The sequence below is a fragment of the Pseudoalteromonas sp. S3260 genome, from assembly GCF_005886925.1.
GTDB classification, from domain to species: domain Bacteria; phylum Pseudomonadota; class Gammaproteobacteria; order Enterobacterales; family Alteromonadaceae; genus Pseudoalteromonas; species Pseudoalteromonas tetraodonis.
Genome location: NZ_PNCV01000013.1, coordinates 24,954 through 45,591, shown reverse-complemented (window position 1 = coordinate 45,591; position 20,638 = coordinate 24,954). Strand labels below are relative to the sequence as shown.

At 39.0% G+C, this 20,638-nt stretch carries 18 protein-coding genes; 9 read left to right on the top strand and 9 right to left on the bottom strand.

The window, feature by feature from the left end:
* Positions 1–123: 123 nt before the first annotated feature.
* The gene (locus CWC14_RS03145) at positions 124–978 is read right to left on the bottom strand and encodes a S1/P1 nuclease (protein WP_138561235.1); all 855 of its coding nucleotides are present in this window, start codon (positions 976–978) and stop codon (positions 124–126) included.
* Positions 979–1,214: 236 nt separating this feature from the next.
* Between CWC14_RS03145 and CWC14_RS03140 the strand changes: the two genes are divergently transcribed.
* Entirely contained in the window at positions 1,215–2,081 is an 867-nt protein-coding gene (locus CWC14_RS03140; RefSeq protein WP_138561233.1) for a type 2 periplasmic-binding domain-containing protein, read from the top strand.
* Positions 2,082–2,083: 2 nt separating this feature from the next.
* Positions 2,084–3,031, top strand: a complete 948-nt coding sequence (locus CWC14_RS03135) for a hypothetical protein (RefSeq protein WP_138561231.1) — start codon at positions 2,084–2,086, stop codon at positions 3,029–3,031.
* A gap of 125 nt (positions 3,032–3,156) precedes the next feature.
* Here the strand turns inward: CWC14_RS03135 and ushA are convergent, their stop codons facing one another.
* Both ushA and CWC14_RS03125 read right to left on the bottom strand, forming a co-directional pair.
* A complete protein-coding gene (gene ushA, locus CWC14_RS03130; protein ID WP_138561229.1) occupies positions 3,157–4,776 on the bottom strand; it encodes a bifunctional UDP-sugar hydrolase/5'-nucleotidase UshA in 1,620 nt (539 codons plus the stop codon).
* 79 nt (positions 4,777–4,855) lie between these two features.
* On the bottom strand, positions 4,856–5,047 hold the full coding sequence (locus CWC14_RS03125; RefSeq protein ID WP_138561227.1) for a hypothetical protein: 192 nt from the start codon (positions 5,045–5,047) through the stop codon (positions 4,856–4,858).
* A gap of 295 nt (positions 5,048–5,342) precedes the next feature.
* Here CWC14_RS03125 and CWC14_RS03120 point away from each other — a divergent pair, with 295 nt between their 5' ends.
* Positions 5,343–6,086 carry a peptidylprolyl isomerase gene (locus CWC14_RS03120; RefSeq protein ID WP_138561225.1) on the top strand — a complete coding sequence of 248 codons (744 nt, stop codon included), beginning with the start codon at positions 5,343–5,345 and terminating at the stop codon, positions 6,084–6,086.
* A 40-nt stretch (positions 6,087–6,126) separates the two neighbouring features.
* Here CWC14_RS03120 and CWC14_RS03115 read toward each other — a convergent pair whose 3' ends face one another.
* On the bottom strand, positions 6,127–6,546 hold the full coding sequence (locus tag CWC14_RS03115; protein WP_138561223.1) for an MAPEG family protein: 420 nt from the start codon (positions 6,544–6,546) through the stop codon (positions 6,127–6,129).
* Between the two features lie 153 nt (positions 6,547–6,699).
* Here CWC14_RS03115 and CWC14_RS03110 point away from each other — a divergent pair, with 153 nt between their 5' ends.
* The gene (locus tag CWC14_RS03110) at positions 6,700–9,582 is read left to right on the top strand and encodes an insulinase family protein (RefSeq protein WP_138561221.1); all 2,883 of its coding nucleotides are present in this window, start codon (positions 6,700–6,702) and stop codon (positions 9,580–9,582) included.
* A 102-nt stretch (positions 9,583–9,684) separates the two neighbouring features.
* On the opposite strand, the gene CWC14_RS03105 is transcribed toward CWC14_RS03110, so the two are convergent.
* Positions 9,685–11,067: a Na+/H+ antiporter NhaC family protein gene (locus CWC14_RS03105; RefSeq protein WP_138561219.1), complete on the bottom strand. Its 1,383-nt coding sequence runs from the start codon at positions 11,065–11,067 to the stop codon at positions 9,685–9,687.
* Positions 11,068–11,370: 303 nt separating this feature from the next.
* On the opposite strand from CWC14_RS03105, the gene CWC14_RS03100 reads away from it, so the two are divergent.
* Positions 11,371–11,886, top strand: a complete 516-nt coding sequence (locus CWC14_RS03100) for a GNAT family N-acetyltransferase (protein WP_138561217.1) — start codon at positions 11,371–11,373, stop codon at positions 11,884–11,886.
* Here the strand turns inward: CWC14_RS03100 and CWC14_RS03095 are convergent.
* The 3 genes from CWC14_RS03095 to CWC14_RS03085 are packed head-to-tail and all read right to left on the bottom strand — an operon-like array spanning position 11,883 to position 15,371.
* Positions 11,883–12,491: a PqiC family protein gene (locus CWC14_RS03095; protein WP_138561215.1), complete on the bottom strand. Its 609-nt coding sequence runs from the start codon at positions 12,489–12,491 to the stop codon at positions 11,883–11,885. The two genes, CWC14_RS03100 and CWC14_RS03095, sit on opposite strands and share 4 nt — an antisense overlap.
* The gene (gene pqiB / locus CWC14_RS03090) at positions 12,491–14,146 is read right to left on the bottom strand and encodes an intermembrane transport protein PqiB (RefSeq protein WP_036983903.1); all 1,656 of its coding nucleotides are present in this window, start codon (positions 14,144–14,146) and stop codon (positions 12,491–12,493) included. The genes CWC14_RS03095 and pqiB overlap by 1 nt, the downstream gene beginning before the upstream one ends.
* Positions 14,139–15,371 (bottom strand): paraquat-inducible protein A, encoded by a 1,233-nt coding sequence (locus tag CWC14_RS03085; protein WP_036983904.1) that lies wholly within the window; start codon positions 15,369–15,371, stop codon positions 14,139–14,141. The genes pqiB and CWC14_RS03085 overlap by 8 nt, the downstream gene beginning before the upstream one ends.
* A gap of 130 nt (positions 15,372–15,501) precedes the next feature.
* Between CWC14_RS03085 and CWC14_RS03080 the strand changes: the two genes are divergently transcribed.
* The gene (locus tag CWC14_RS03080) at positions 15,502–15,693 is read left to right on the top strand and encodes a hypothetical protein (protein WP_138561213.1); all 192 of its coding nucleotides are present in this window, start codon (positions 15,502–15,504) and stop codon (positions 15,691–15,693) included.
* A 15-nt stretch (positions 15,694–15,708) separates the two neighbouring features.
* A complete protein-coding gene (locus CWC14_RS03075; protein WP_138561212.1) occupies positions 15,709–16,251 on the top strand; it encodes a type 2 periplasmic-binding domain-containing protein in 543 nt (180 codons plus the stop codon).
* A 21-nt stretch (positions 16,252–16,272) separates the two neighbouring features.
* Here CWC14_RS03075 and CWC14_RS03070 read toward each other — a convergent pair whose 3' ends face one another.
* On the bottom strand, positions 16,273–17,082 hold the full coding sequence (locus CWC14_RS03070; RefSeq protein WP_036983906.1) for an acyl-CoA thioesterase: 810 nt from the start codon (positions 17,080–17,082) through the stop codon (positions 16,273–16,275).
* A 239-nt stretch (positions 17,083–17,321) separates the two neighbouring features.
* On the opposite strand from CWC14_RS03070, the gene dnaK reads away from it, so the two are divergent.
* Complete coding sequence (gene dnaK, locus CWC14_RS03065; RefSeq protein WP_036983907.1) at positions 17,322–19,238, top strand: molecular chaperone DnaK; 1,917 nt, start codon at positions 17,322–17,324, stop codon at positions 19,236–19,238.
* A 215-nt stretch (positions 19,239–19,453) separates the two neighbouring features.
* Positions 19,454–20,593 (top strand): molecular chaperone DnaJ, encoded by a 1,140-nt coding sequence (gene dnaJ, locus CWC14_RS03060; RefSeq protein ID WP_138561237.1) that lies wholly within the window; start codon positions 19,454–19,456, stop codon positions 20,591–20,593.
* Positions 20,594–20,638: the final 45 nt, after the last annotated feature.

Below are 20,638 nucleotides of genomic sequence, written 5' to 3'. Positions count from 1 at the left end.
GAGACCTCCGGCTACCCGATTGAAACTCCTAGAGCTAGAATTACAGCCCCAGTTAATTTCGAAAGGCGAAGCTTAGTCATAATGTTGATTTCCCATGTAGATGATTTAAGTTAGAAACTAAATTTAATTTTGTGTTTGCTGCGTTAAGGCCATTTTTGATTGCGTGTTAGCAGGATCAAATAATGTATTTAACAATCCAGCCAAGCGAATTCCCGCTTGTTGCAAGCGTGTTTTCACAATAGGGGTGTTGTTGTAGATATAGTCGTAACTAATCTGTTCTTCTGTTGATTCATATACTTTTAGGGCTAAGTTGTGCGACTCTTCAAGCCAGCTTGTTGGTGTACTTTGTAAATATTCACTAATTAGCTCGCTGTTGTTGGTATTTATAAACTGAGCGTACTCAGTAAAAGATAAGTTTTCGTTTTCAACTAGTTTGGTGTCCCATAAGCTATGTAGGTTGGTCTGTTGATTAAAAAAAGAAACCTTAACGCGATTGCCGCCTCTATCTTCTGCTCTTCCTGCATGAAATGGTTGATGGCTGTCACCCACTAAATGCACCAAAAAACGCAAGCTAAACTGTTTGGCCGCGAGGCTTGATTTATCATCTTTCAACACGCGGATAGAGTAGTGAATGCCTTCTAATATGTTTGTTACTGATTCTTTGTGTTTAGTGTGGTCGTGGTCAAAACTAAAGGTCGCGTTGTCATCAGCATTAATGTAATGCCAACGAGATGATTTTTTTTGCCAAAAGTCACCTGGTGCAGATCGCATTTCGTCAGGCCATGTTGAAATCTGAGCTAAAGATTCGCCATTGAGATAGGGGATAAGTGCAGTCTTAGTAGTTTCGCTTATGTGCGACTCTGCAATTTTACCCACTACACGATGCCCGTTTTGGCCCCAAGCATTACAATCTGTGCTTGCAAATATTGCACTAATTAAAAGTGTTAAAGAAAGCGAATATTTTACATTTTTGTACATTGAAGCATCCTAGTTAGTGTGACATTTATTTGGTAAACGCTAGTAAGGTCAATTGTCCTCATTTTTTTAGTTGATAGAAAGGACTCAATAAAATTCATACTTTCTTATTTAAAATTATTTATATTCAATGGGTTGTGTTTAATGAGTAAAATTACCTGTTGAAATAAGTAATTAAAATTGTTCAAATGAGTTATTACTCTAATTTAAACGGGTGTTTTTTGAATATTAAGAAGTTAATGTTGCATAAAACAGCGATTGTTACATTTATGTTTCTGGGCGTGTTGCTAAGTTGGTTTTCAGGTCAAGTTATTGTGGGCGAGGAAGATATAACGTTTCCAGTAATAATTGAGACATCAACGACATGTCAAACAACGGCAACAGCTAATAAGAGTCAACTTATAGTATTTACCCCCTCAAAATACGTTGCTCAATTACTTACTCAAAATCTCTGTGGTGACAAAGTAGTGGCAAAACAGTATGGCTCTGTCATTGGCTATTGGGGGTATAGAACCGTTGATAGCTTAGAGTTTGTAGGTAAAGGTATTGCAGATTTAATTTTAGCGAAAAATAATATTATGGATGCGTTTAAGGCTGAATCTACTTACAACTATCAGCCTGTGGTTGGCTTTTCTGATTACACTGCGTTTTTTATCTCTTCAAAAGAAAAACCAAAGATCAGCAAACAATATTTTTTAGATAAAAAAATCGGTCTGTTAGATTATCCAACGAGTCGCTCAGGGCACATTTTACCCAAACAAGCCTTTAAAGAGCTAGGCCTAAACATTGCTCATCTAAAAATAACCTATGCGAGTTCACACAATGAGTTGAGAGAATTATTGGCGAACGGGGAAGTAGACCTTATTGCCTCTTTTTGGAGAGAAAGTGACAGTCAGCGTTTTTCAAAAAATTATATTACGCCTATTAGTAGTAATGTGGCAGGCACCCGTTGGTACTTAAAAATGCAGCACAACAATACTGATTTACTCTGTGCTGTACAGTCTCACTTATTGAGTATGTCTAAAGAACAATCGTTTCAATATTATCAAGATGTTGAGCCATATTGGCAGTGCAATAGTTACCCCGTTACCTTTTTAGGGGAGTAGTAATGAATAGGTTAATATGGATAATATGCACAATTTTTTTATTCTTGGTTTTCTCGTCTGTTTTTTATGTTTCGACAATGCAAAAACAACAGCAAGTAAATAAATTACAAATAATACAAATAGAAAAACGAATCGCTTTAGACTTACCTTTGTTAGATTTATCAAATGAGCTGCTTAAACACTCAGGTAATAAAGCAGCTTTACTTAATTATATTCAAATCTTAAACACCTTTATTGATAGAACCGGTATTGAGGTTGTAGCTATAACGCCACAACATGAATTTGATGCTTCTTTAAAAACTTCCACAGAGTTTATTCGAGAGTTAAATAGTAATAATGGTGTGGTGTTTATTGTTTTGTCTTTGAGGCAGCCGTATTTTAAGCATGATGTGGTGGCTATTTATGGGATGCTTTTTATTCTTAGCATATTACTAACATACTTAATAAAATTAGCTTATATCAACAAAAATGATGATAAGCAGGTTATTCACGCAGAATCAAATACTACAGAGTCAAAACCATTAACCCTGATCATTGACTTAAAAAGTAAAACCTTATCGAGTAGCGTTTCTTTGGATCACCAAGTGGCTTTGGCAAACAAACCTCTATGTTTTTATTTAGCGCTTGTTGAATATTGCACTAACAATTCAGAGATCAAGCTTAATCATAACAAGAATGTACCCGAGGAATTGATAGAGCTTGCCAATAAGTATTTCTATCGTTTAGTTGAGCTTGGTCATACAGTAAGAAAGCGTCCAAACTTTAATAACAGTCTAGAGAAAACATTAAGTGAAATTCGTGCCGCACTGGATGACGTGTTAAATGATTGCCCTGAACAAAAGGGATTATACTACCCACCGAAAGCATTTGGAGAGGGCTCACGCTCACGAATGCACAGTTATGGGTTAGCAAATGTGGGTCAAGGAAATATAGAAATAATAGGAAAGTAATCGTGGTTTGCTACTTAACCATAACTCTGATTAAGAGAGCTTAAATTGGCCTGGATAGCACATAAATCTCAACGATGAGTGTCATTACTATATCAATGACACTCATCGTTGTTCAATACAGATTACTATTTAGGTGCAAACTCATGTGCATCAACAGGGCTGTGCTCTGCAAAAAATCGTTTTAATGCCTGAGCGTCCGTTTCATCGGTGCTTACGAATCCTTTCATGTGAGTAATTTTAGGGTAACTATCGCCACCAGAAGCATTATATTCATTAATACTCATGCGGTATGTTTTGTTTATATCAAGCGGCTTGCCGGCGATGAACACGTTAGTTACTTGATCCTCTCTAAGTTCAAAGGCTAGGTTGTGGTATTGCATGTAGGCTCCAGAGTCTGGTGGGAAACGCGTCACGACATTTAAATAGGTTAAAATATCATTGCCTTTGAAATCGATATAGGCGACACGGTTTTTAAAAGGCTGTACTTTGAGTATGTCTTTATAACTCACGTCACCCGCATTGATGCTATCGCGAACACCGCCACCACTGATAATGCCAAAATCGGCACCTACGGTATTCATTTGCGCTTGAATAATTACCCGAGCAAGGTTAGTTTGTTCAAAGCGTACTTTGTTACGATCACCCTCGAGTCTGTCATTCACAAAGCCAATTTTACCTTCAATTTGCTTTGCCCCTTTTTGTTGGTACGTCGCTAAAAAGGTTTGCAGTTCTGGATCTGGTTTAATGTAATTTGCAGCAAGAACGGATTTTACGCTCCCATCTTTTTGCTTTTTATCTACGTATAAATTAACCGGTAATAATTGATAACTAAGCAGTGATAATTGGCCGCTTTCTAATTTAAACTCCGCTTTTCCCACATACTTGCCCCATTCATGGGCTTGCATTATCCAAGTTCCATTTTGCTGATCAGGTTTACAGGCTAAACCTGGCTTAAAATTCTCATCTGTGACATTTTCTGCAGCCATACACACTGGCTCTTGGGAATGGCCACCAATGATCATATCAAGGGCGTTTCTATCTAAAGAACGAGCAAGCGTAACATCACCTGGGGCATTGATCCCATAATTGGCATCTACATAATGCCCCATGTGCGTTACCGCAATAGTAATATCGGGATTGTATTTTGCTTTTAATGTTTGGGTAAGTGAGGCGGTTATCTCAACCGGATCTTTAAAATCTAAGTGACCAATGTATTGCGGGTTACCAATTTTAGCGGTGTCTGTCGTTGTTAACCCAATTACGGCAATGGTTAAGCCGCCTTTGTTGAATATTTTATAACGTTCAAAAATAGTTTCGTTAGTTTGTTTATCAAAGATATTAGCCGATAAAAGAGGGAAGTTAGCCCATTGCTGTTGCTGTCTTAATACACTTAATGGATTATCAAACTCATGATTACCTAGTGCCATTGCGTCATAGCCAATTTTCGACATGCCTCTAAAATCAGGCTCAGCAAATTGCAGGTCTGATTCAGGGATACCAGTATTAATATCACCACCTGATAATAATAACACCTGATGCCCTTGTGCTTTTGCATCGGCTCTTAGCTGATCGATTAGGGTTTTACGCGCAGCCATACCATATTCGCCTTTTTCATTATGCCAAAAACGACCATGATTATCATTGGTATGAAGAACAGTTAAGTAGTGTACTGCAGGTTTATTGACAGAGTCACTGGCACAGCCATATAAACCAAGAAATAAAATGAGAAAAACAAGAGTACGCATAAAATACCTATCGATTAACAAAACTCAGTATAGTAGGCGGCTAGTTTAAACTAGTTCGAGTTTAAAAAAACGCACTTCTTCATGTTTTTTCAGCCAATGAGGCTTCACGTTGCTGCTCTACAACCCGTTTTCTGCGTGCGAGCTCATCATATGCGTATTGAGATTTTTGATGATTTACATCAATCATCCATTTCAAAAAGCTGACGGGAAGTTGGGTGTATGGTTCACCTTGGTGTAGCCCAAAGTCACAAATAGTCGTGTTGTTTGCCATTATATTTACTCCTATCACTGTGTAGGCTGATAATAACAAAAAAAGAGTGATTAATAAGGGGCTTTTTAAGTACCTTGCTAGGCTTAAAGTTAATTAAAAAAGAGTCACCTTGATGTATTGCAAGGCTCTCAGACAATTAACTCACCATAACGTGTTTAAAATTAAAATGTAAACAGTTGTAACTGCAGTGTAATTACTTTGATATGAATTGTAGCGTTAAGTGCTTACGTATCGATTTATAAAATGAATCACACTATTCTATGACGCCTAATGACAATAAAAAATAGGAATAATAATGAAGAAGCTTATCTTAGCGTCAATTTTAACTGTAGCGAGCTTTTCAAGCGCAGCAACCATAGTCGAAATGCAAACGAGCCAAGGAACGATAGAAATTAACTTGTTTGATCAACAAACACCTAAAACAGTAGCAAACTTCCTAAGTTATGTTAATGATGCAGCGTATAATCAAACAGTAATACACCGCTCTGTTGATAAGTTTGTCATTCAAGGAGGAGGTTTTACTTTTTCTGATGAAATGGATCCCATTACAACCAAGCCAGCGGTTATTAACGAACCTGTTTACTCAAATGTAAAAGGCACAATTGCCATGGCAAAGCAGGGCGGCAATGAAAACAGCGCCACTAGCCAATGGTTTTTTAATATGAGTGATAACAGCCAAAACTTAGATTTACAAAATGGTGGGTTTACCGTTTTCGGACAAATAACAGCACAAAGCCAAGAAACTTTAGATAAAATAGCGGCCTTAGTTCATTGTGCAAAGGTACCATTGGTTGGTATTACTAAAGAGCAATGTTCAGATGAAAATGTGGTTATTAGTAATCAAAACTTAGTATCAATACAAACGGTGGTTGTGCTTGATGACGATCCTAATTCAGCACAAAATTTAACACCTAAAGAGAATACATTAATTGATAACGTAGAAGTGACACCACCACAAAGTTCAGACTCTAGTGGCAGTATGGCATGGTTATTAGGCGCACTATTGCTTGTAGCACCTAGGTTAAAACGCACTAAATAAGCCGTAAAAATAACGGCGACTTATCATAGCCGCCGTTTTTTTAGTTGTAAAGTACGCTCACCAGTAGCATTACCCACATTACAAACACAGCTAAGCAGCCTAGCAAAAATACTCTAAAACGGGCTCTTAAATGATTACTACCAAGGTGAATGAGGCTATGAATAATGCGTGTCGCTACAAATATACACGCCAATACTGCAATAGGGACACTCGCCATATTAAGCTGTAAAGCAAGCAAACATCCCGCATAAAAAAGCACAGGTATTTCAAATTGATTACTAAAATTACGATCAGCGACTCTGACATGATCGCCCGCATTATCAAGGCGCATAGCAGCAAAGTCACTTAGCTGTATGTGTTTGTTTTTAGCCGCCGCAAAACGTCGTTTTCCCATTATTACCATCACAACTAATGAAAGTGTTACCTGAACAAACATGGCCATTATTATTATCTTTTCCATAACTTACCTTATTATTTATATTAACTATTCACAATGTGTTACACAATTAAGTGCTAATTAGTAGCATAGTATTAATAGATAATGGTAGTTTATAAGTGATTTAGTCTTTTTATAACACTAAGCCCATATTTAACAGCAATGGATATAACTAAAATGAAACACATCATCGGCTTAAGTGCAATTGCACTGGCAATATTAAGCGGTTGTTCGAATACCGCCACTCTTTCTCAATCATCACAAACATCACTTTTATCACCAACGCTTGTTGTAAGCCCTAACGATAATCGTGAATACAAAACACTAACACTTGCCAATGATATTGAAGTGATTTTAGTTTCTGATCCAAGCGCAGAAAAATCAGCTGCTTCATTGAGTGTCGGTGTCGGCCTGCTGCACGACCCAATGAGCCAACAAGGAATGGCGCATTATTTAGAACATATGTTGTTTTTAGGCACTGAGCGCTACCCTGACACTAAAGGGTACTCCGATTTTATGACTAAAAACGGCGGGGCGCATAATGCCTATACGTGGCTCGATATTACAAACTACATGTTTAAAATTAATAACGATGCGTTTGATGAAGGCTTAGACCGCTTTTCAGACTTTTTTAAAGCCCCTAAGCTTTACCCAGAATACACAGAAAAAGAAAAAAACGCAGTGAATGCTGAGTGGTCAATGCGTCGTGAAATGGACTTTTTTGGCCAATTTAAACTTGCACGTAAAATGATGGGTGAACACCCAGCTAATCGATTCTTAATTGGTAACCTTGAAACGTTAGGCGATAAAGCTGATAGTTCATTACACAAAGAAACTGTTGATTTTTATAATAAATATTATTCATCAAATATTATGAAAGTGGCGTTAATTTCTAATTTACCGCTTGAAGAAATGCAGAAAAAAGCAGAAAAATACTTCGCTGATATTAAAAATAAAAATATTGAAAAGCCAAAAGTATCAGCCAAGCTAGATTTTGATAATGCCGGTGGTAAACGTGTTTTTTACTCGCCAAACGAAGACGTTAAACAATTACAACTCGATTTCACAATTACTAATAATCAAACTGAATTTGCAGTAAAACCTAATCGTTTTGTTGCCTATTTACTTAGCAATGAAATGCTAGGTAGCCCAGCACAAATATTACGTGATAAAGGCTGGGTATCGCAGTTATCCGCGTCTGCTTCACCAAATCAATATGGTAACTATGGCTCTTTAAATGTGAACATAGAGCTGACTGATGAAGGCATGAAAAACCGCGAATCAATTGTCGCGACAATCATGCAATATATTGACTTGATTAAGCGTGAGGGCGTTAATAGTAAGTACTTTAATGAAATTCGCACTTCTTTAAATAATCAGTTTAAATTTTTAGAAAAGGGCGATGAGTTTAGCTACGTCAGTGCGCTGACTCAAAGCATGCAAGATTATCCGTTAAATCATGCGATAAACGCACCGTACTACTATGCTAAGTTTGACGCTGATGCGGTGAACAATGTACTTAAGCAACTTAATGCCAATACACTGCGCATTTGGTATATTTCTCAACAGGAAGATACAGATTCTGAGCTGCATTTTTACGATGGCAAATATAAAATTAACGATATTAGCGACGCAGAAATTGCCAGCTGGGAAAAACCAAGTGAATTTAATTTAGCCTTACCAAGTGTTAACAATTTACTGCCAGAGAGTTTTGCAATTAAAACGCAGGCTTTTAAAGAGCAAAAACACCCTGAGCTTAGCTATGATAAAAACGGTGTAAAAATCTGGCGCCAAGCAAGCCAGCAGTTTGCAGAGCAGCCTAAAGGTTTAGTTGAGGTGTATATAAACACACAAACAGGGTTGCGTGATATTAACTCAACCGTCCTTTATTCTGTGTGGGCAGATTTATATAACACCCAATTAAGTCAGCTACGAACCGAAGCGGCTATTGCCGGTATGAATGTTAATTTAAGCTCAAGCAATGGCTTAGTTTTATCATTAAGTGGTTTTACCGATAAACAAGATACTTTACTTAAACAAGCGTTAGCTGGATTTGACGATGAAATTTCAGCGCAAGCATTTAATCAAGCGATTGACCGTTATCAACGTGATTTACTCAATCAGCAAAAACAGTTCCCGTATGCACAAGCGTTTAGTGAATATTCAAAACTGACTAGAACCGGTAGTTTTGATACTGACGCGCTTATTAAGGCAGCTCAATCACTGACACTCGCTGATTTACAAGCATTAAAACAAAGCACCTTAGCGAATAATAACTTACGTGTATTTAGCTTTGGTAACTATGATCAAAAAGATATTGATGCCATTGCTGCTGAATTAACGGCTATCTTACCAAATAATCATACAAAATCTGAGTTTGCTCGCAGTAAAGCGTGGTTACCGCAACAAGGTGAAGCGCGCGTATTACACAAAGATATTGATGTAGCCGATGTAGCCGTTGTCGATATGACCATTCACCCAACGCCAGGTTACAAACAAAAAGCGCAGGCGGCGGTTTTACAAGGACACTTTAGAACAATCGCGTTTGACAAAATGCGTACCGAAGAACAACTAGCTTATGCGGTAGGGGCGTTAGCGCGTCCTATTGAGGATTACTCTGGTATTGGTTTGTTTATTCAAACACCGGTTAAAGGGCCAAAAGAAATTCAAGTACGCTTTGATAAGTTCAAAAAAGAGTACGCTTCTGAGCTTAATGCTATGAGTGAAGAAACATTTGCACAGCTTAAAAATGCAACTTTGGTTTCGTTAAAAGAACAGCCAAAGAATTTAAGCGACGAAATGAGTCCATTGATTAACGATTGGTACCGTGAGAACTTTGATTTTGATTCAAAACAAAAGTTAATTGCAGAAGTAGAAAAAGTCACCCTTGCTGATATTAAAGACTACTACCAGCAAACCATGTTAAATCCACAAGCAGCACGCTTAAATGTGCAATTACGTGGCAGTAAGTTTAGTGATAGCGAGTTTGCTGATTTGCCAAACCAAACTAAAGTGACAAGTTTAGATGCTTACTACAGCGATATAAAATTGCAAAAGTAAGTTGAAATTACTCAAAAACCAAACAAAACCCAGCCATTGTTGACTGGGTTTTGTTTTAACGGCGTTAATTATGGTTTTAGTAAAATGGCTACCATTGCCATGTTAGGCCATAAGTAAAAAGCCAATGATGGCAAAGCCTGCAGCAATTAAGGTATAAGGTAATTGCGTTATAGCATGAGTGATCAAATTACAGCCAGAGCCTTGTGCTGCTAGTACGGTTGAATCAGAGTAAAAACAGGCTTGGCTACCAAATGAAGACGCTGAAAGCAATGCGCCAATCACCAATGGAATATTTGCATCAACCGCCGTCGCAAGGGGCATGACAATAGGAATTGAAACCGCAAAAATCCCCCAACTTGAACCCGTCGCAAACGCTAATATCGACATCGCAATAAATACCACCGCAGGTAAATAGCCAGCGGTCATATACGGGCTTAAGCTGCCAATCACAAATTGTGGCAAGCCAATTAAGTCGCATACATCTTTAAAAATAAAGGCGGCAATCACGGTTCCAATTGCGGGGATCATACTTTTAAAGCCATCAAGCATGCGCTCAATCATTTCGCTGAAGCTCATTAATTTTTGTAACGCATAAAATGGCAAAGTGACAGCCATTGTCGCTAATAGACCTTTGTACACATCTATTTCAAAATATACGGTAAATGCAACTAATAAAATAATCGGCAACAAAAAGTTATATAACTTACCTTTAGGATCCGCATCTTCAAAGTGTTCTTCCGCTGCTTTTACTGCATATTCATCGGCGGTTTGTACTTGAGTATAAATCGCAGGTTCTAAAATAGGAGCGTGACTTAGCGCCTGTTGCTCGGCTTTTTTCATTGGGCCAAAAGTAGGGATCACGCCGGCAATAACCAGCACCACAGTCAACACCGCAAACCAGGCATAAAACATGTACGGAATGGCTTGAATATAAACGGCAATGCCTTTGCCTTCTTCTGCGATGCCGTTATCCACTAACAGGCCACCAAAAAATACAGCCCACGTTGACAAAGGGACGAGTACACAAATAGGCGCTGCCGTTGAATCAACAACGTAAGCGAGCATTTCACGACTCACTTTAAATTTGTCGGTGATCCGCTTCATGGTTTCACCCACGGTAAGCGCGTTTAAATAATCGTCAATAAATATCACGACACCCAAACAAAAGGTCATAAATAAGGAGGATCGTTTACCTCGGGTGTACTTTAAAGCCAAACTACCAAACGCAGAAGCCCCTCCAGTACGCACTAATAAGGCAATAAGCGCACCAAAGCCGCCACACACAAGTATTAACCAACCAATGGTTTCATCTGTCATTACTTTGAGTGATGTGCTGGCAAAATTTGAGAGAACTTTGCTAGGGTCAGCTAAAATAAAGCCAACTAATGCACCAATCAGCAACGATAAAATAGGGCGGCGTAAAACAACAGCCAATACAACCACTACCGCAGGCGGCAGTAGAGTTAACGCAGAAGGTTCAAGCATTTATAAGATCACAAAATTAAAAGCAGATTTAAAAAGTAAACTGCTTATACAAAAACAAAGAAGATGATAAGTTCGTTGTTAAATCATCTTCCAAGTCACTGCTTTTGCACGCGTGAAGGGCACTTAAAAAATTATGTTAAATTAATAGTTTTAGTGAAACGCGTTGGCTTTGGCGCCAGCCGGCGCAAGGAATGCATGCCGCTATTGTTGTGCCTTTAAAAACATCGGCGCAAAAATAATCTTCTTTTTTATTTCAGTCAATAAAAAAATATCGGGTCGTGAAAAATATTATCAGGAGTTATTTTGAATATTGCTTTTACAACAGAGCGCTTACACATACGCTTTTCACAAATAGCAGATGCGGCGGAGTTACTTAAGTTGGTTAATCAGGCTAATTTCACTAAATACATTGGTGATAAAGGTATTTATACCTTAGACGACGCTAAAAAATACATCAAAGACAGTTTTATATCTGCCAATAAGCAGCATGGCTTTGGGCCTTATATAATCGCATTACATGATGAAACACTAGTTGGTATTGTTGGGTTTTATCAGCGAGCTGTTCTGCAATATTTCGACTTAGGGTATGCGCTAAAAGACGGTTTTGAAAAAAAGGGCTATATTTTTGAAGCGGCAAATACCTTGCTAAACCATAGACAAAACTTGGGGATTAAACAGGTTACGGCGATCGCCCGCTGTGATAACCGCGCATCAAAAAATGTATTACAAAAGCTCGGTTTTAAAACCCAAGGTCAAGTTATAATAGAAAGCACTAACATTGCGGTAGATGTATATTTACTTGATACAGAGCGAAATTAAATTCGCGCTTTTTCAACTTCTTTTGCCGCAAGGATGTTGATTTGTTGCCACATTTTTTCAAGAGTAGCCACCAATGAATCATAGCCATCAGCATCGATTGGCATAACAGATGAGAAATTATGGATGCTTAGTAAACGCCTACCCGATTCTGGGTGAGTGTAGTATAAACGCCATAGACCTGAAATATCTGCATTACCTTGCAGATCACCGTTAAAGTGGTGTAGTTCGTATTCTAATTCGTAAAATGTTTGTTGCTGTTGGTCGGTAATAACGGGTAAGCCTTTAATAACCATCCAGTTTGTCATGGTATTAAATAATGTTTGCTGCGCGCTGGCACTGAGCATAATATCTGGCGACTCACCCCATAGATGATAATTAGCAGCATGGATTTGATTACTATCTACTTTCATAGCAATACCCCGATTATTCAATGCGCCTCTTAGGGTAACTGTTTGCACGCGCAGTTGTGCCTGTGTATCTTGCACATTTCGCGAAGAGTCATTAATGGGCTGCTCAAATTGGTAATACTGAATTGTTGTTTGAATAGCAGAGCTGCAACCACTGATAAAGATCACACCCGTTAAAAGTAAAAATAGTGCTTTCATTATTGCTTCCTCGGTTGTGGATCGTTAGGTAGTGATTTGTCAAAAATGAGCATATTAGGTTGCTCGTTCAAGCCACGAGTAAGAGGCTGAAACTCTTCTGTTAAACGCTTAATTTGTAGCAGTGTTTGCTCAAGTTGGTAGTGCATTTGAGAGCCTGCTTGATAGCTTGCCATGGTTTTGTCAAACTGGCGCATGGTTATTTCAAATTGTTCCATACTTTTGGTTATTTTTTCGAGATTACGATTAAAGTCGCCAGGTAAATTTTGTGTATCGGGCTTATTTAATAATGTGCGCATCTCACTGGCCAGAGCTTGATACTCGCTGAACGTAGTTTGCATTTTGGCTAAACTGTCTTCAATTTTTAAGTTATTCACTTTATTAAGTACATCCGATACTTGATCGGCAAGTACCGTTATACCGCTCGATACACTAGGAAACACATCGTATTGAGCAAGTTTTTTAAGCTCGCTTTTTGGGGTGTCGGTATAAAAGTCAAAATCGACGTAAACTGCACCGGTTAGCAAATTACCCGGTTTAAGTGACGCTCTCATGCCATTTTTAATCCACTCGTTAACGCTTGTTTTCCAATACTCTTTTGCTACCGAGGTGATATGGTATAAACGACCATATTCTACTTTTATCAATACTGGAACTGCGGTATTTTTGGCGCGAAAATGAGCCGGTTTCCCATCTATAATTACATTGGTGGGCGCTTCAACCACTGTGCCGACGCGTGTACCTCTATACTCAACTGGCGCACCAACACGGAGTCCTCTAATCGATTGTTCGAATTCAATAAGGTAATAATCAAAATCATAAAAACGCTCTTCTAAAGCTTGCTTATAACTTTGACTCAAAGAAAAGCTATGACCATCTTGTGCTAAATCGCCAGGGGCTTGCTGATCAGGTAAGCCAACAGAAATACCGCCTTTTAATAATTTGCTTAGTGAACCGGTGTTAATATTTATGCCATCAGCAGAGAGATCTATTTCAATACCTGAGTTAACCCAAAAAATAGAGTTTAAGGTGATCAGGTTCTCATAGGGGGCTTTAATAAAAATACCGTATTGCATTGCTTGGTTTTTCCAATCAAAGGTGGCGGTTTCTATTTGGCCTATTTTGTAGTTTTTAAAAAATATGCCAGTACTCACATCAAGTACTTCAGCATTGTAACTGAGTAACTTAAAGCGCCCACCTTGAACATCTTTACCAATTAATGCGGGCTCTTCTTGCAGGGTAAAGCGTTTTTTAAGTTGGCTACTTTCTCCCGGTGAAAACTCTAAATAAACCCCTGAAAGTAGGGTGCTCATACCACTGATCCCAGTTTCATCAATGCGTGGTTTTACTACCCAAATACTGGCATCTTCGGTGAGTAAATTATCATAGTTTTTATCTATTTGTGCTCGGGCTATTACACTGTCTTGGCTATCAGAAAGGCGGACGTGATCAATTTGACCTATTTTGACACTTCGCACTTTAATTTCTGTTTTACCAGCAATAATCCCCTCGGCTTGGGGCATAGTGATGTAGATTGTTTGCCCTTTATTTAATTGATACTGATAAAGCATCCAAACACCAACAAATAAGGCAACCACAGGAATGATCCAAATTGCAGAAATACTTGGTTTTTGTGCTACGTTAGCTGTTTTAATCATGCTTTATTCTCTGCGTTATTATTTTTGGTGAGTCCCACAGTAGGCGAGGGTCAAATGCGTGTGCCGCCATCATTTGGCATAATACCATAACGGTAAAAAAGACGATGCCCAAACCGGGTGTAACCGACATTAAGTTTCCTAGCTGCACTAGTGCAACTAATATAGCCACAACAAACACATCAATCATAGACCATTTACCTATAAATTCAGTAAGTTGATACACTTTTGTGTAACCTTTTGTATGCAGGTTGGCAGGTTTTGTAACCATAAAGCACAAAAAGCTCAAAATAAGTGCTTTGGCTAACGGTACCACCACACTGGCAAAAAATATAATAATAGCAATAGGGTATGAGCCGCTATTCCATAACGTAATAACACCCGAAATAAGGGTTGCAGGTGTTTCATCCCCTAGGCTAATAGTGTACATAATAGGGAGCAAATTCGCAGGAATATAACAAATCAGAGAAGTAACTAACCATGCAGCCGCTTTTTGTACGCTGTAGGGGTTTCTTAAATACGTTTTACTGTGGCAACGAGGACAGATTGATTCAACGCTCAGTTGATGGCAAACATGGCAGGCTTTTATATTCTCATCAATAGCCCGCTCAGTGTTTGAAGTATTTTGAAGTGTAGTGACAGGGCTTACTTGTGACCACAGCCTAGCACGATTTAAACGCGTTAATGCACTAATATAAAAAATAACAAATCCCACATAGGCAAAAAAGCTGATACCAAAGCTAACCTCAGCCAATGACATTATTTTTACCATGCTAACTAAAACACCAATCAAAAATATTTCTGACATGATCCAAGGCTCCAGCGTTAAAGTGAATTTTAATAGCTTTCTTGCAACTGCTTGCGGCAGTGCTTTGAGTGCGCCTAAATGCAAAGGGATCAAAATAATCAGCAAACTCATAGGTAAAATAATAATGCTGATATCGATAAATAAGCCAAGTAGGTCACTATCATAGTTAAATAAAATCCGTGCTGCGTCGGGCAGGGTAATAGTTTGGGTAATGCCATTACTACTAAAAGAGATAAACGGATAAAACATACTGCTGAGCAACATTAATAATGCGCTTAAACTCAGTGCGACTATTTCAGTGTCATGGTTTATGTTAATACCGCGGATCTTATGGCTACAGCGTGGGCACAATGCCACTTGTTTGGCATTAATCTCGGGAATATCAATGATAAGATCACAGCTTGGGCAGGCAGTTTGCAAAATGTTAGCTTGTAATTAATTCAATAATTTAAATATTGCTATAAATAAGAGTTAAATACAAACGCTGCGGCTAAATTACTAAAGAAAAGTAACCCCAATAACTGAAAATAAAAACGGATTAGGTGAAAGAGTGAAAATTGTATTTTTATTGGCCTTAGTGTGTTTATGTGGCGATAGTTTTGCATTTGTTTATGGTATTAAGCAGCACCAAGTCATTATTGCGGCTAACCCGACTGTTGCGCCTTATGTAATAAGTGAAAATGATTCAGGTATTCAGCTCGAGATTGTAAAGACAGCACTTAATAATCAAGACATAAATTAGGTTGATGTACATTACATGTCAAATCAGCGTGCAGATGCTTTATTGAACCAAGGCCATGTTGATATTGCATTGAATTACTCGGGTATTTTAATTGCTGGCATATATCGAAGCCAATCGGTTGTTAGTTATGAGAATGTGGTAGTGAGTCTTAAAAAGAGTAACTTCACTATTAATGCTATTTACGATCTGGCGACTAAAAGTGTTTTAGCATTTCAAAATGCGCCTGCTTATTTACCTAAAGAATTTGGTCAAAACTTAGAGAACTTGAGAGGCTATGAAGAAGTATTCAATCAACAAGCGCAGATACACCATTTAATGGCAGGGTGGGTTGATACGATTATTCTCGATAGACTTATATTTCTTCACTATTTAAAGGAATATCAAAAAGCCAATGCCACTAAAGATTTTGTTATTCATGCTATTTTTCCATCTGTGGCAAGGCCTGCGTATTTTAACAATGATTTGCTGAGACTGCAGTTTGATAAAGGCTTGGCCAACATAATTCAAAGTGGTGAATATCGCATCATCATGCTTAACTTAGATAAGCAATATACTTAGCGCGACTTCACTGCTCTTTAATTAATCAAATAAGGCAACAGTTTGACGGGTGAGTGCAATAAGCTCCCCCGATTGTGACCAAATACAGCCATCTTCTAAGCCGTAGCCATCTTTTGAATGATGAGTGATTGCTTCAAAACCCAACCATTCACCTGGCACTAAATTAGGCGCTTGTACAAACTCTAAATACCACGACATGCTACTAGCCGGTGCTGGTTGCTTAAACATTTGTAGTAATGTTGGCGGCCATGCGTCAGTAAGAGCAATAACATGAGCTTCTGTAATTTCTTCAGGCTTGTGTTTAAATCGCATCCAACCACCAAGGTGAGAGGTTTGCGCACTACTAAACGGCATGGCGCCTTGCTGTGGGCATAAATCAACATGCTGAAAAAACTCTGGCATTTTCCCAGGGACAAAGCCTAAACAATGGCCTTCGTTTACAGGGTGTAAGGTTAACGACTTTGATACCGGCACATTAATTGATGAGTTACGATTTTTTGCAAAACAAGCCTGCACGATGACACACACCGCATCATCTTGAATAGCCTTGGCGAGCACTTGGGTACTGCTTTTACCTTCACGTAATATTTCTACCGATAATGAAAACGGTTTTTCAGCCAATAATGGCCCTACAAAGTTTGTACTTAAAGAAAGCAATCTTCTTGATGAATCAACTTTATTGCGCATTGCTTGATAAAGTAACGCAGCAGAGAGGCCACCAAAAGCAGTACGACCTTGGCACCAGTTAGCAGGAAACTGCATGGTATTGGTTAACGGGTCAGTTTCCTGACTCGCTTGGGCAGCTTGTTTTAATAATTGTTCAAAGTGCACAAATAATGTCCTTTTGCTGTTATTTGCTAAATTTATATCACACCCAAACTCATCAGACTAGACAAAAAATAAGCTCCCAAATTACAAAAAATCAGCAATCCCTACTCTTTTTAGGGTTATTTAGTAAATAAATTAAAAAAAATGCGTTTTTTTTCATTTTTACAGTTGAATTAACTTTGTGGCATCCCTATTAACTAGTCATCGAATGTATTAACGAATTTAGAAGTTGGAGAAGATTCATGGGTAGAATTATTGGAATCGATTTAGGTACTACTAACTCTTGTGTTGCAGTACTTGATGGTGATAAAGCACGTGTTATTGAAAATGCGGAAGGCGATCGCACAACCCCGTCTATTATTGCTTATACGCAAGACGGTGAAACGTTAGTAGGTCAACCTGCAAAACGTCAAGCGGTAACTAACCCAACAAACACGTTATTTGCAATCAAACGTTTAATTGGTCGTCGCTTTGAAGACGAAGAAGTACAACGCGATATCGGTATTATGCCGTTCAAAATCATCAAAGCTGATAACGGCGATGCATGGGTAGAAGCAGGCGGTGAAAAACGCGCTGCACCACAAATTTCTGCTGAAGTATTGAAAAAAATGAAAAAAACGGCTGAAGACTTCTTAGGTGAAGAAGTAACTGAAGCGGTAATCACAGTACCGGCATACTTTAACGATTCACAACGTCAAGCTACAAAAGATGCGGGCCGTATTGCGGGTCTTGAAGTAAAACGTATTATCAACGAGCCAACAGCTGCAGCCCTTGCATACGGTATGGATAAAAACCGTGGCGAAAACGTAGTAGCGGTATACGACTTAGGTGGTGGTACTTTCGATTTATCAATCATTGAAATTGATGAAGTTGAAGGTGAGCACACATTTGAAGTACTTGCGACAAATGGTGACACTCACTTAGGTGGTGAAGATTTCGATAACCGTGTAATCAACTACTTAGTAGCTGAATTTAAGAAAGACCAAGGTATCGATTTACAAAATGATCCGCTTGCTATGCAACGTGTTAAAGAAGCGGCAGAGAAAGCGAAAATTGAGCTTTCATCAGCACAATCTACAGAAGTTAACCTTCCGTACGTAACTGCCGATGCATCAGGTCCTAAGCACATGAACGTTAAACTAACGCGTGCTAAACTTGAGTCATTAGTTGAAGACTTAGTAACTAAGTCAATTGAACCACTTAAACGTGCATTAGCGGATGCTGATTTATCTGTAAATGATATTAACGATATCATTTTAGTAGGTGGTCAAACACGTATGCCACTTGTTCAAAAAACAGTTGCTGAGTTCTTTGGTAAAGAGCCACGTAAAGATGTTAACCCGGATGAAGCGGTAGCTGTGGGTGCGGCAATTCAAGGTGGTGTACTTGCAGGTGACGTGAAAGACGTACTATTACTAGACGTGTCTCCATTATCGCTAGGTATTGAGACAATGGGCTCTGTAATGACAGCGCTAATTGAGAAAAACACCACGATTCCTACTAAGAAATCGCAAATATTCTCAACAGCAGAAGACAACCAATCTGCAGTAACCATTCATGTGTTACAAGGTGAGCGTAAGCGTGCTAGCGACAACAAATCTCTGGGTCAATTTAACCTAGAAGGTATCCGCCCGGCACAACGTGGTACACCACAAATCGAAGTAACATTCGATGTTGATGCCGATGGTATCTTACATGTATCTGCAAAAGATAAAGATACAGGTAAAGAGCAAAAAATCACTATTCAAGCATCTTCTGGTTTAAGCGATGAAGAAGTTGAAAAGATGGTTCGTGATGCAGAAGCGCATGCTGAAGACGATAAAAAGTTTGAAGAGTTAGTAGCTGCACGTAACCAAGCTGACGCACTTGTTCACGGTACACGTAAGCAAATTGAAGAAGCGGGTGATGCTCTGCCAAGCGAAGACAAAGACGCGATTGAAGCGGCTGTTGTTGACCTAGAAGCAGCGATTAAGAGTGACGACAAAGCTGAGATTGAAGCGAAAACGCAAGCGCTTGTTGAAAAGTCTCAAAAGCTAATGGAAATCGCTCAAGCTAAAGCACAACAAGCTGGTGGTGACGCTGGTGAACAACAACAGTCAGCTAAACAAGATGACGATGTTGTTGATGCAGAGTTCGAAGAAGTTAAAGACGACAAGTAATTGTTGCTAACGCTTCTCGCTAATTTAAAACACATGACCAAATCAAGTGTTTGAGTTAGGATGAACACATGAGGCGCGTAGGCTAAAGCTTAACGCGCCTTTTGCATGTAAAGAGAAGCGAATAAAACGCTTTAAAAATTCAATGATAAATCGATATGATTTATCGGTTTGTCCAGCAGCTAACGCTGTAAATAGAAAAGAGTAGTGTGATAGATATGTCAAAACGCGATTATTACGAAGTCCTCGGCGTAAGCAAAGATGCGAGTGAGCGAGACATAAAAAAAGCGTATAAACGCTTAGCGATGAAATATCACCCCGATCGTACCGCCGGTGATAAAGACCTTGAAACTAAATTCAAGGAAGTTAAAGAAGCTTACGAAATACTGACTGATGCGCAAAAGCGTCAAATGTATGACCAATACGGCCATGCAGCCTTCGAACAAGGTGGTGGCGGTGGTCACGGTGGCTTTGGCGGCGGCCAAGGTGATTTTGGTGATATTTTTGGTGACGTATTTGGTGATATTTTTGGTGGCGGCGGTGGTCGACGTCAATCACGTCAGCAACGTGGCTCAGATTTACGTTACAACATGGACTTAAGTTTAGAAGAAGCAGTTCGTGGTAAAGACGTTGAGATTAAAGTACCTACTTGGGTTAGTTGTGAACCATGTGATGGCAGTGGTGCTAAAGCGGGTTCAAAGCCAAAGACATGTACAACCTGTAATGGTGCAGGCCAAGTACAAATGCGCCAAGGTTTTTTTGCCGTGCAGCAAACCTGTCCGACATGTCATGGACAAGGTCAGATCATTTCAGATCCTTGTAATAAATGTCATGGGCAAGGCCGTGTAGAAAAAACTAAAACGCTATCGGTTAAAATCCCGGCAGGCGTAGATACTGGCGATCGTATTCGCTTATCAGGTGAAGGCGAAGCAGGCATGCATGGTGCACCAGCAGGTGACTTGTATGTGCAAGTATCTGTTCGTGAACACAAAATATTTGTTCGTGAAGCCAACAATTTATATTGTGAAGTACCAATAAGCTTTACCACCGCAGGCCTTGGCGGTGAAATTGAAGTACCAACGCTTGATGGCCGTGCAAAGCTTAAAATACCGTCAGAAACACAAACGGGCAAAATGTTCCGTATGCGTGGCAAAGGTGTTAAGTCAGTACGCAGTGGCGCTCAAGGCGATTTAATTTGTAAGGTTGTGATTGAAACGCCAGTTAATTTAAACGAGCGTCAACGTGCCTTACTTAAAGAATTAGATGAAAGTATGGGCAAAGACAGCTCAAAAAACCGCCCTAGAGAGCAAGGCTTTTTTGATGGGGTTAAAAAGTTTTTTGATGACTTAACTAAGTAATGAGCAGGATCAATAGACCTTAGTAAAAACGGCGCTTTTTTAGCG